At 69.7% G+C, this 11,417-nt stretch carries 13 protein-coding genes; 10 read left to right on the top strand and 3 right to left on the bottom strand.

What is annotated here, in order from left to right; translation table 11 throughout:
- Positions 1–33: 33 nt before the first annotated feature.
- A complete protein-coding gene (locus ACFWSK_RS29750) occupies positions 34–828 on the bottom strand; it encodes a DUF4328 domain-containing protein (RefSeq protein ID WP_383792743.1) in 795 nt (264 codons plus the stop codon).
- Between the two features lie 129 nt (positions 829–957).
- On the bottom strand, positions 958–2,562 hold the full coding sequence (locus ACFWSK_RS29755) for a glycoside hydrolase family 20 protein (RefSeq protein ID WP_383792746.1): 1,605 nt from the start codon (positions 2,560–2,562) through the stop codon (positions 958–960).
- Between the two features lie 387 nt (positions 2,563–2,949).
- Between ACFWSK_RS29755 and ACFWSK_RS29760 the strand changes: the two genes are divergently transcribed.
- From ACFWSK_RS29760 to ACFWSK_RS29785, 6 genes are all read left to right on the top strand, one after another.
- Entirely contained in the window at positions 2,950–3,480 is a 531-nt protein-coding gene (locus ACFWSK_RS29760; RefSeq protein ID WP_383792748.1) for a 2-oxo-4-hydroxy-4-carboxy-5-ureidoimidazoline decarboxylase, read from the top strand.
- Between the two features lie 166 nt (positions 3,481–3,646).
- A complete protein-coding gene (gene sdhC, locus ACFWSK_RS29765; protein ID WP_383792751.1) occupies positions 3,647–4,027 on the top strand; it encodes a succinate dehydrogenase, cytochrome b556 subunit in 381 nt (126 codons plus the stop codon).
- A 5-nt stretch (positions 4,028–4,032) separates the two neighbouring features.
- Entirely contained in the window at positions 4,033–4,509 is a 477-nt protein-coding gene (locus tag ACFWSK_RS29770) for a succinate dehydrogenase hydrophobic membrane anchor subunit (RefSeq protein WP_383792754.1), read from the top strand.
- A gap of 29 nt (positions 4,510–4,538) precedes the next feature.
- On the top strand, positions 4,539–6,293 hold the full coding sequence (sdhA, locus tag ACFWSK_RS29775) for a succinate dehydrogenase flavoprotein subunit (protein WP_383792757.1): 1,755 nt from the start codon (positions 4,539–4,541) through the stop codon (positions 6,291–6,293).
- Positions 6,293–7,069 carry a succinate dehydrogenase iron-sulfur subunit gene (locus tag ACFWSK_RS29780; protein ID WP_383792760.1) on the top strand — a complete coding sequence of 259 codons (777 nt, stop codon included), beginning with the start codon at positions 6,293–6,295 and terminating at the stop codon, positions 7,067–7,069. Before sdhA ends, ACFWSK_RS29780 begins: the two co-directional genes overlap by 1 nt.
- Before the next feature lie 139 nt (positions 7,070–7,208).
- Positions 7,209–7,787, top strand: coding sequence for a hypothetical protein (locus tag ACFWSK_RS29785; protein ID WP_383792763.1), 579 nt, complete (start codon positions 7,209–7,211; stop codon positions 7,785–7,787).
- Positions 7,788–7,799: 12 nt separating this feature from the next.
- On the opposite strand, the gene ACFWSK_RS29790 is transcribed toward ACFWSK_RS29785, so the two are convergent.
- Positions 7,800–8,294: a MarR family winged helix-turn-helix transcriptional regulator gene (locus ACFWSK_RS29790; RefSeq protein ID WP_383792766.1), complete on the bottom strand. Its 495-nt coding sequence runs from the start codon at positions 8,292–8,294 to the stop codon at positions 7,800–7,802.
- Positions 8,295–8,381: 87 nt separating this feature from the next.
- Here ACFWSK_RS29790 and ACFWSK_RS29795 point away from each other — a divergent pair, with 87 nt between their 5' ends.
- The 4 genes from ACFWSK_RS29795 to ACFWSK_RS29810 all read left to right on the top strand — a co-directional run bounded on the left by ACFWSK_RS29795 (position 8,382) and on the right by ACFWSK_RS29810 (position 11,348).
- Complete coding sequence (locus tag ACFWSK_RS29795; RefSeq protein ID WP_383792768.1) at positions 8,382–9,614, top strand: MFS transporter; 1,233 nt, start codon at positions 8,382–8,384, stop codon at positions 9,612–9,614.
- Between the two features lie 80 nt (positions 9,615–9,694).
- Complete coding sequence (locus tag ACFWSK_RS29800; protein WP_383792771.1) at positions 9,695–10,129, top strand: hypothetical protein; 435 nt, start codon at positions 9,695–9,697, stop codon at positions 10,127–10,129.
- 3 nt (positions 10,130–10,132) lie between these two features.
- A complete protein-coding gene (locus ACFWSK_RS29805; RefSeq protein ID WP_383792773.1) occupies positions 10,133–10,567 on the top strand; it encodes a thiol-disulfide oxidoreductase DCC family protein in 435 nt (144 codons plus the stop codon).
- Between the two features lie 49 nt (positions 10,568–10,616).
- On the top strand, positions 10,617–11,348 hold the full coding sequence (locus ACFWSK_RS29810; RefSeq protein WP_383792790.1) for a TetR family transcriptional regulator: 732 nt from the start codon (positions 10,617–10,619) through the stop codon (positions 11,346–11,348).
- Positions 11,349–11,417 lie beyond the last annotated feature (69 nt).

An 11,417-nucleotide genomic window follows, 5' to 3' on the forward strand; every position in this document is an offset into this window, starting at 1 on the left:
GGTATACGTCAGGAGACGGACGGCGAATTCAGGTCATCGCGGGGAGGCGCCGAGCGCGGCCCGCTCCCCCTGCATGCGGGTCAGCGCGCGGACGAAGAGGATCGCCAGCACCGCGGCCACGATGTCGAGCGCGTCGGCCACGAGGACAAGCCCGGCCGCGTCCATGATCTCCTGCGGCAACTCGGCCTGTTCGTACCGCTTGGAGGCGAAGCGGGAGAAGAGCACCGAGAAGACCCACACGCCCCACCAGAGATTCATCGGCGCCTGCGAGACGGTGCGCCGGCTGCCGTCGGCCTTGGCCTGGGCGCTCGCGGTCCAGATGCCGCCCGCGATCCTGCGCGGCAGCCAGAGGTTGGCGATCGGGACGAACCAGGCGCCGATCGTCCAGCCCGGCTTCATCGGCTGCGCGCTCGCGTCGAACACCTCGGCGTTCAGGCGCACCCGGCGGAACCAGATGATGAAGACGACGGCGGTGGCCAGTATCGCCAAGCCCTGGAAGGAGCCCGCGCCGACGTAGAGCCAGTCGGCGCGGTCCGCCGCGGACTCGTCGAAACTCTCGAAGTCGTCCGCGATGGCGGCGCCGAGCAGACTGCGTACGTTCAGCCCGGCGGCGAGGGCGAGCACGTCCGTCACGATGACGAGGGCGAGCAGGATGACGACGGCCTTGGCGAGCCCTTCCGGGGAACGCAGCTGATGCCGCGCCTCGGCCATCGGTACCGGAGCCGCCGCCATGAGGCCGTGCGGCGGGGCGACGGAGGTACCGGCGCAGAGTGTGCAGCGCCCGTCGGCGGTGACGGCCGGTCTGGTGCCGCATGTGGTGCAGAGCATGGTGTGGAAGCCCCCCAGGGCGTGGTGCCGGCGTATGGGCCGGCACCCCTCCCCGGAGCGCACGGCAAGCGGAACCTAGCCCTCGGCACCGGGACCTGTCCATGGGGTTGCGGTGCGCGGGCCCGCCGTTCAGCCCGCCCGGTCGATCTCCTGGGCCAGGTCCTGGAACTGCGCCCAGCTCAGCTCAGGCGTCCGCGGGTCCCACAGCTTCTGGCTGACCGCCCGCAGCGGCATCCGGATGCCCTGCGCCACCTGCTCCGCGGTCTGCGCGTTCGGCAGGTCGCCCCAGACCGCGAACCGGCCACCCAGGATCTGCCCGGAGTAGCGGGAGTTCACCGGCTGCGTGCCGCGCAGGACGAGCGGCGTCCACTGCTCGTAGATCCGCTTCCCCGTCGGATAGACGAACTGGTTGGGCTCGCCGAGCACGTAGTAGAGATACTCGTCGTTGAGGTTGACCAGGCGCCGGCCCTCGCTCAGATACTCCTGCGGCTCCCGGGCACCGATCTCCTTGCCCGTCCAGTACTCGACCTCGATGCCCTTGTCCGCTTCGACGACTCCGTCGCGGAAGAACCCGTCGTTCCATGCCTTCGGCGTCCTGTCGTCACCCCGGACCACCGCCGCGCGGTCGTTGAGCCAGCCTTCGGCGAGGTCCTCGATACCGGCCTGCGCGCCGTACTTCTGCTGGGCGGCGCGCAGCAGCTGCGGGTACGAGGCCGAGGGGTTCTGCACCGTCAGCGCACGGTACTCGTCGGCGCCGAGATGAAAGTACGAGCCGCCGAACAGCTCGGTGTACTCGTCGATCAGTTCGTCGATGATCTTCGCCGCTCCGGGCTTCGAGATGTCGAGGGAGCCGGTGGACGCCACGCCCTGCACGTTGCGCAGCTGGAGATCGGGGTGGGCGCGGAGCACGGCGCCGAGGTGTCCCGGTGAGTCGATCTCGGGGACGATCTGTATGTGCAGGGACGTGGCGAGGGCCACGATCCGCCGCACCTCGGCCCGGGTCAGGTGCTCCGCCGAGACGACCTCGGGGTGCGACTGGGACTCGACGCGGAACGCCTGGTCGTCGGAGAAGTGCAGTCCGAGCTGGTTGAGCTTCAGGTCGGCCATGTCGCGCAGCCGGTCCTCGATCCAGCCCGCGGTGTAGTACTTGCGCGCGATGTCGAGGTTGAGTCCGCGCTGCGGCCGGTCGGGCCTGTCGCGTATCTCCCCCTCGGGCACCACCCCTCCGGTGCGCAGGGCCTGCTTCAGCGTGCGGGTCCCGTAGAAGACCCCCGCCTGGCCGGGGCCGCTGATCGTCACGCGCCGGTCGCGGGTTCTGAGGGTGTACGACTCGGGGTCGCCCTTGCCCGCGGTGCCGAGCGCCAGCTCGACATCGCCCGCACGGGCGGCGACCTCGCCCCGGTAGCGGATCTTCAGCTCCTTGGCGAGCAGCTTGCCCTCGTCCGCGAGCGCGTCACTGCCGTCGGCTATGACGACCGTGCTGCTCCGGCCGGGCTGCCAGCCCGGCCCGCGGGCGGCCTCGTGCTCGCGGACGGCGGGGATGGTCCGGGGCGCGGAGGAGAGCGGGTAGCTGCGCGTGGGAGAGGGGGTAGGGGTGGCGCGGGCCGGTGAGGCCGCCGCGCCGCCCCTGCGCGCGTCGTCGGAGTCCTCCGGCCAGACGACGACGGTGAGGGCGACGGCGGCGGCAGCCGTGACAGCCGCACCGGTCAGGAGAGCACCACGTGAGGGCGACATCGGTCAGAACCTCCGAAATAGGGGACAACAGGTCATATGTGAGGGTAAAGCGGTCCTTCTGTTTCCCGATTGATCCATCAGGTGTCCAGAAGCCGCACATCAGTGGTCCCGAAACTCTGCCGTCCGGGTGATATTCCCGCGTACTTCGCTCGGCCGTTGCCCCCGCTCGCTAGCGTTACGGCACACTCGCCTCTCCCTTCACCTTCTTCACTCTCTCCACCCGTGCAACCTCGTTGCCCTCCGTGCCCTCTTCAGGGGCACAGATGCCGTCCGTTCGAGGAGTCCACGCTGTCCAGGTCCAGCGAGTCCCACGCCGGCCTGCCGAAGCGACCGCGGCAGCGGGCCGGGCGGGCTGCCGTACCGGTCCAGAGCCGCCGCCCCGCACCGGTGCCCGCACCCGCGGGCGACCACTCGGCGGGCCTCGCCCGCTTCAACACCGCGCCGCGCCCCGAGGCCGAGGCCGCCCTCCTGGAGTGCTGCGGCAGCCACCGCTGGGCCCTGCGGATGGCGGCCCACCGCCCGTACCCGGATCTCGACGCCCTGCTCGCCGCCTCCGACGAAGCGGGCTACGACCTGTCTCCCACGGATATCGCCGAGGCGCTCGCCGGAGAGACCGCCCCCTGCCTCCACCACGCCGCGCCGCGCGCCGCGCACCTCGCGCTCCGGGCCGCCCACGCCGCGTACGAGAGCCGGTTCGGACACGTCTTCGTGATCAGCCTGGCCGCCCACCGGCCCTCCCAGCACGTCGATCAGGTGCTCGCCGGGATCAGGGCCAGACTGGCGCACGACCCGGACGAGGAACGGGCTGTCACCGCGGACGAGATGCGGCGGCTGGCCCGCGAGCGCATCATCGAGCTGGTGACGGACGAGGATCCGACGAGGGGCCCGCTTCCGGGTGTGCCATTTGGGATGCTCTAGCCCGTCCGTGCCTGTTTGATTGCCACTTTGATCACACCAGAGGCCCCGGGGCGAACGAACCGACAAAGCGTCGCTACGATGGCCGGGGCCGGTGGACCGTACCCGGCCGGGTCAGACCGACAGTCAAGCCGGCCGACCCTAATCCCCGCTCCCGGAGGGTTCTTCCGTGCCGGCTGGAACGCTGTACCGCGGCCGGGAAGGCATGTGGTCGTGGGTGGCTCATCGAGTCACCGGTGTCCTCATTTTCTTCTTCCTGTTCGTACACGTCCTGGACACCGCTCTTGTCCGCGTCTCGCCCGAGGCATACGACGAAGTCGTGGCCACGTACAAGACGCCGCTTGTCGCGCTCCTCGAATACGGCCTCGTGGCCGCCATTCTCTTCCACGCGCTGAACGGTCTCCGCATCGTTGCCGTGGACTTCTGGGCCAAGGGCCCGCGCTTCCAGAAGCAGATGCTCTGGACCGTGATGGGCATCTGGCTCGTGCTGATGGTCGGGGCGCTGTATCCCGTCCTCGGTCACGCCGTACGCGAAGTCTTCGGGAGCTGATGCCAATGTCCACCGAGAGCACTTCCGCGATCGGCGACGTCGAGGGCGTGAGCCTCTATGACGTCGACCACCCGGCCCCTGTCATCGAGCCCCCGCGCAAGCGGACCGGCAAGACGCCCAAGGGCTCGCGCACCAACTTCGAGATGTACGCCTGGCTCTTCATGCGCCTGTCGGGCATCGTGCTGGTCGTTCTGGTCCTCGGCCACCTGCTGATCCAGCTCGTGCTGGACGGCGGCGTGTCCAAGATCGGCTTCGCCTTCGTGGCGGGCCGCTGGGCCTCGCCGTTCTGGCAGGTCTGGGACCTCACCATGCTGTGGCTCGCCATGCTGCACGGTGCCAACGGCCTCCGTACGGTCATCAACGATTACGCCGAACGGGACAACACCCGCTTCTGGCTGAAGATGCTCCTGTACACCGCCACGGTGTTCACCGTCCTGCTGGGCACGCTGGTGATCTTCACCTTCGACCCGAACATCCGCTAGGCGCCGGGACAGAGGGACCAGAGGAAACCATGCAGATCCACAAGTACGACACCGTCATCGTCGGCGCCGGCGGCGCCGGCATGCGCGCGGCCATCGAGTCGACCAAGCGCAGCCGCACCGCCGTGCTGACGAAGCTCTACCCCACCCGCTCCCACACGGGCGCTGCGCAGGGCGGCATGGCCGCCGCGCTCGCCAACGTGGAAGAGGACAACTGGGAGTGGCACACCTTCGACACGATCAAGGGCGGCGACTACCTGGTCGACCAGGACGCCGCCGAGATCCTGGCGAAGGAGGCCATCGACTCCGTCCTCGACCTGGAGAAGATGGGCCTGCCGTTCAACCGCACGCCCGAGGGCAAGATCGACCAGCGCCGCTTCGGCGGTCACAGCCGTAACCACGGCGAGGCTCCGGTCCGCCGGTCCTGCTACGCCTCGGACCGCACCGGCCACATGATCCTCCAGACGCTGTACCAGAACTGCGTCAAGGAGGGTGTGGAGTTCTTCAACGAGTTCTACGTCCTGGACCTCCTGCTCCAGGAGGTCGACGGCGTCAAGAAGTCCGCGGGCGTCGTGGCGTACGAGCTGGCCACCGGCGAGATCCACGTCTTCCAGGCGAAGTCGATCATCTTCGCCTCCGGCGGCACCGGCAAGTTCTTCAAGGTGACGTCGAACGCGCACACCCTGACCGGTGACGGCCAGGCCGCCGCGTACCGCCGCGGTCTGCCGCTGGAGGACATGGAGTTCTTCCAGTTCCACCCGACGGGCATCTGGCGCATGGGCATCCTGCTGACGGAGGGCGCCCGCGGTGAGGGCGGCATCCTCCGCAACAAGGACGGCGAGCGCTTCATGGAGAAGTACGCGCCCGTCATGAAGGACCTCGCGTCCCGTGACGTCGTGTCCCGCTCCATCTACACGGAGATCCGTGAGGGCCGCGGCTGCGGGCCCGAGGGCGACCACGTCTACCTCGACCTCACGCACCTCCCGCCGGAGCAGCTGGACGCGAAGCTCCCGGACATCACGGAGTTCGCGCGCACGTACCTCGGCATCGAGCCCTACACGGACCCGATCCCGATCCAGCCGACCGCGCACTACGCCATGGGCGGCATCCCGACCAACGTCGAGGGTGAGGTCCTGGCGGACAACACCACCGTCGTCCCGGGCCTGTACGCCGCGGGCGAGGTCGCCTGCGTCTCGGTGCACGGCGCCAACCGCCTGGGCACCAACTCGCTGCTCGACATCAACGTCTTCGGACGCCGGTCGGGCATCGCCGCCGCCGAGTACTCCGCGAAGAACGACTTCGTCGAGCTTCCCGAGAACCCGGCGCAGCTCGTCATCGACCAGGTCGAGCGCCTGCGGAACTCGACGGGCACCGAGCGGGTCGCGACGCTCCGCCTGGAGCTGCAGGAGTGCATGGACGCCAACGTGATGGTGTTCCGCACCGAGCAGACCATCAAGACGGCCGTCGACAAGATCGCCGAGCTGCGGAAGCGCTACCTGAACGTGTCCGTCCAGGACAAGGGCAAGCGGTTCAACACCGACCTCCTGGAGGCCATCGAGCTGGGCAACCTGCTCGACCTGGCCGAGGTCATGGCGACGTCCGCGCTGGCTCGCAAGGAATCCCGCGGCGGTCACTACCGCGAGGACTACCCGAACCGCGACGACGTCAACTTCATGCGCCACACCATGGCGTACCGCGAGGTCGCCGACGACGGCACCGAGTCGATCCGGCTCGACTACAAGCCGGTCGTCCAGACCCGCTACCAGCCGATGGAGCGTAAGTACTGATGGCTACCCCCACCCTGGAGAAGTCCGACAAGGCTCCCGAGCCCGAGGCCGGCTTCGCCGACTCCCCGTACATCACGGCCACCTTCCGGATCCGCCGCTTCAACCCGGAGGTCTCGGAAGAGGCCCAGTGGCAGGACTTCCAGATCTCGATCGACCCGAAGGAGCGTGTCCTCGACGCCCTTCACAAGATCAAGTGGGAGCTGGACGGCACGCTGACCTTCCGCCGCTCGTGCGCGCACGGGATCTGCGGTTCCGACGCGATGCGGATCAACGGCAAGAACAGGCTCGCCTGCAAGACGCTGATCAAGGACCTGAGCCCGGAGAAGCCGATCACGGTCGAGGCCATAAAGGGCCTCACGGTCCTCAAGGACCTCGTGGTCGACATGGACCCGTTCTTCCAGGCGTACCGCGATGTCATGCCCTTCCTCATCACCAAGGGGAACGAGCCGACCCGCGAGCGTCTGCAGTCCTCCGAGGACCGCGAGCGCTTCGACGACACCACCAAGTGCATCCTGTGCGCCGCGTGCACGTCCTCGTGCCCGGTGTTCTGGAACGACGGGCAGTACTTCGGCCCGGCGGCGATCGTCAACGCGCACCGCTTCATCTTCGACTCGCGCGACGAGGGCGGCGAGCAGCGCCTGGAGATCCTCAACGACCGTGACGGTGTGTGGCGTTGCCGCACGACGTTCAACTGCACGGACGCCTGCCCCCGTGGCATCGAGGTCACCAAGGCGATCCAGGAAGTGAAGCGCGCGCTGATCACGCGTCGCTTCTGATCCCCTCCTGGTTCACGCAGTACTCAGAGGCCCCGTTCTCCGCCGCATCCCGGTGGAGAACGGGGCCTCCTGCTGCGCCCGCCGCACCTGGGCGGTACGGTCGTGCGGAGCTTGTGACGAAAAGAGAACGGGGAATGCTGTGAGCGATCCGAATCCGTACGCGGACGACTCATACACGTGGGGGCCGCCGCAGCAGCAGCCCGGCAATCCGCCCACGATGCCCGACGGGCAGGGGTACGGATATCCGGCGGGTGCCACTGCGGGCTATGGCTACCCGCAGCCCCTGCCGGACGACGCGGCCCAGCCCGGGCCCGGTTACGGCTATCCGACGATGCCCGGCCATCACCTTCCGCAGCCGATGGGGATGCAGGGCGGGGTGCCGATGCTGGCGTTCGGCGACATCACCGTCATGAACGACTCGATCGTGACACCGTCCGGGACCATGCCCCTCAAGGGTGCGGTGTGGACGGCCACCGACATGTCGCGCACGGAGGAGAAGATCCCGACCGTCGCGATCGTGCTCGCGATCGTCTTCGCGCTGCTGTGCCTGATCGGCCTGCTCTTCCTCCTGATGAAGGAGAAGAAGACCACCGGCTTCATCCAGGTCACGGTCACCAGCGGCGGCAGGCACCACGCGACGCTGATCCCGGCGATGGGCCCGGAGACCTTCCCGATGGTCATGGCCCAGCTCAACTCGGCCCGCTCGATGAGCGCCTGAGCGGACCGCGTTTCAGTCCCGGCCCTCGGCGGCCACCATGACGCGCCGCAGCATGTCGTTGAGCAGGACCCGTTCGTCCGGGCCGAGCACACCGAGCAGCCGGGACTCCTCGTTCCCGAGGAAGCCCATGGCGCCCAGCCACGTGGAGTGCCCCTCCTCGGTGAGCTCCACGACGACCCGCCGCCGGTCCGTCGTGGACGGTGTCCGCCGCACCAGGCCCCGGCGCTCCAGCACGTCCAGGCGCCCGGTGACCGAGGCCGGCGCGAGGTCCAGGTCGGCGGCGAGTTCGGAGGGGGCGGCCGCGCCGCCCCGCCCGGCGAGCTTGTGCAGGGTGTCGAACTCCTGACGGTCGAGCTCGAAGTCGGCCAGAGCCTGCTCCCGCACGCGGCGCAGATGAACGGAGAGCTTGTTCATCCGGGTGACCGCGCCCTCGATATCGGGATCGAGGCCGGGCAGCACGGGCTGCCAGCGCTCCACGTGTCCGTCGGTCCAGTCGCGTCGCTCCATACCGAAAGCGTACGCCTGCCGGCCAAGATGCTTCGGAACCAAATATTTCGTTGACGAATAGTTCGCCACCGAAATATGTTGCGCGCCATGCCCCATCCCCTGCGCACGCGCGCCTTCCGCCTGCTCTTCGCCGGGCGAACCCTCTCCCTGCTCGGCGACGCCGCCATCCCCACGGCCCTCACCCTGGCCGTCTACGAGGCCACGGGTTCGACCGGAGCCCTCGCCCTGGTCCTGGCCTGCGCGATGATCCCCAAGCTCCTCCTGCTGCCCCTGGGCGGCGTCGTCGGCGACCGCTTCAACGCCCGCACGGTCGCCCTCACCACCGATCTCGTCCGGTGCGTCACCCAGGTGTTCGTCGGCGCCGAACTCCTCGGCGGCGCACCGCAGCTGTGGCAGCTCGCGGTCGCCGAGGCGCTGGGCGGCGCCGCCGGCGCCTTCGCCATGCCGACCGCGGCGCCGCTGATCCGGGGCACCGTGTCACCCCCGGGGCTCCTGCGCGCCAACTCCCTGATGGCCGTGGCCGGCAGCGCGACCCGTCTCGGCGGCCCCGCCGTCGCCGGGACGCTGATCCTCACCGTGGGCCCCGGCTGGGCCTTCGTGCTGGACGGCGCGAGCTTCGCCGTCAGCGCCGCGCTGCTCGCCGCCATCAAGGTCCGGCACGCGCCGATCCCCCGGCGCTCCCTGGTCGCCGACCTCAAGGAGGGCTGGGGCGAGGTGCGCTCCCGCGACTGGTACTGGTCCAGCCTCGTCGCCCATGCCGCCTGGAACGGGGCGGCCGCCGTACTGATGACGCTCGGCCCGGCCCTCGCCCTCCGCGAACCAGGCGGCCGGGAAATCTGGATCACCCTGCTCCAGGCCGGGGCCGTGGGCCTGCTGCTGGGCTCGCTGCTCGCGGGCCGGGCCCGGCCGCGCCGCCCCGTCCTGGCCGCCAACCTCGGCCTCGCCACGTACGCCCTCCCCCTCGCCCTGCTCGCCGCCTCCGCGCCCGTCTGGCTGACGATCACCGCGTACGGGGTCGCGCTGGCCGGGCTGGGCTTCCTCGGCCCGGTCTGGGACACCTCGGTCCAGTCGGCGGTGCCCGCCCACGCGCTGGCCCGGGTGACCTCGTACGACTGGCTGCTCTCGCTCGGCGCGATGCCCCTCGGTTACGCGCTCGCGCCGCTCGCCGCGGCCGCCTGGGGCGCCGAAGTCCCGCTCACCGTCGCGGCGGTGACGGTCGCGGTGGCCTGCCTGGGCACGGCCGCCGTGCCGGGCGTACGGAGGTTCGAGCCGGCGGGGACGACGGCGAAGCCGGAGCACTCCCCGGCAGGCGCACCCTGAACCCCTGTCTTGAACATGTTCAAAGATGGGTCTACAGTCCATGACAACAGCTTTTGAACACGTTCAAGGGAGCTCGGGGCATGGATCTCACAGTTGTCGCCTACGTCATCTACCTGCTGATCAGCGTCGCCCTCACGATCTGGGTCGCCCGCACGCTCAGCCGCAACGGCAAGGTGTTCCTGGCCGACGTCCTGCACGGGAACGAGAAGCTGGCCGACGCCGTGAACCACTTGCTGGTGGTCGGCTTCTACCTGGTGAACCTGGGCTTCGTGACGCTCTACCTGAAGAACGCCGACAGCGTGACCGACGCCAGGCAGCTCTTCGACGCGCTGTCGACGAAGGTCGGCGTCGTACTGCTGGTCCTCGGCGGGATGCACCTCGGCAACGTCTACGTACTCAACAAGATCCGCCGTCGCGGCCTGATGGAGCGCGAGCAGACCCCGCCCGTACCGCCGCAGGGCTGGACCGGCCCCGCGAACCAGGGCCCGTGGGCCGCACCGGCCGCCGGGAAGTGACCGGTGACCACCACCGGACCGCGCACCCCCGTCGCCCGCCTCACCGTGCTGTACGACGCCCAGTGCTCGCTCTGCGTCCATGTGCGCCACTGGCTGCTGAAGCAGCGTCAGCTCGTCCCGCTGGACCTCGTGCCGGCCGCCTCCGAGGAGGCGCGCCGGCGCTTCCCCGGGCTCGACCACGCGAGCACGCTCACCGAGATCACGGTGATCGGCGACCGGGGCCAGATCTACCGCGGGACCTCCGCGTGGATCGTCTGCCTCTGGGCCCTGGCCGAGCACCGGCACCGCGCCCACTGGCTGACCACCCCGGCGGGCCGCCCCTTCGCCCGCGCGACCGTACTGGCCGCCGCGAAGTACCGCTCGGTGACGGCCGCCCCGTGCGGCGGCGAGGGATCGGCCTGCGAGGTCCCGGTCCAGGGCGGCGGGGCGGGCGGATAGCCTTGGGGCCGTGGCGAGCGACGAACGAGATGAGACGGACGAGCCGGGCGTGACGGACGAGCAGGGCGGGAAGGAAGCCAAGCCGGTCAAGGCCCAGAAGAGCGAGCAGACCCGCACCCTCATCCTCGAAACGGCGCTCCGGCTCTTCCAGGAGCGCGGCTTCGACAAGACGACGATGCGGGCCATCGCCAAGGAGGCCGGGGTCTCCGTCGGCAACGCCTACTACTACTTCGCCAGCAAGGAACACCTCGTCCAGGGCTTCTACGACCGGATCGGCGCCGAACACGGGGCGGCGGTCCGTGAGGTCCTGGACAAGGAGACGGACCTGGAGACCCGGCTCGCCGGGGTGCTGACGGCCTGGCTGGACATCGCGGCGCCGTACCACGAGTTCGCGGCCCAGTTCTTCAAGAACGCCGCCGACCCGGAGAGCCCGCTCAGCCCCTTCTCCGCCGAATCGGAGCCCGCCCGCGAGGCGTCCATCGCGATCCACCGCGAGGTACTGACCGGATCCAGGGCGAAGATCCCCGCGGAACTGGCGGACATCCTCCCCGAGCTGATGTGGCTCTCCCAGATGGGACTCGTCCTGTACTGGGTGTTCGACCGCTCACCGGAGCGCGAGCGCAGCCGACGCCTGGCGGCCCGCGGCGCCCGCCTCACGACCCGCGGCGTCGCACTCGCCCGGTTCCGGGTACTGCGGCCGCTGGTCCACGAAGTGCACGAGCTGTTCACGGACTTCCTGCCCGGCATGGCCGAGACGGCCACAGCCCGCAAGAGGTCCTAGAAGGCGCCCCGGGAACGCTCCCGTTCGCACAGCGGCCCCGTACCTTCCCTCAAAGGGAAGGTACGGGGC

Origin of the sequence: Streptomyces sp. NPDC058620 (assembly GCF_042717135.1) — a bacterium.
Lineage (GTDB): Bacteria > Actinomycetota > Actinomycetes > Streptomycetales > Streptomycetaceae > Streptomyces.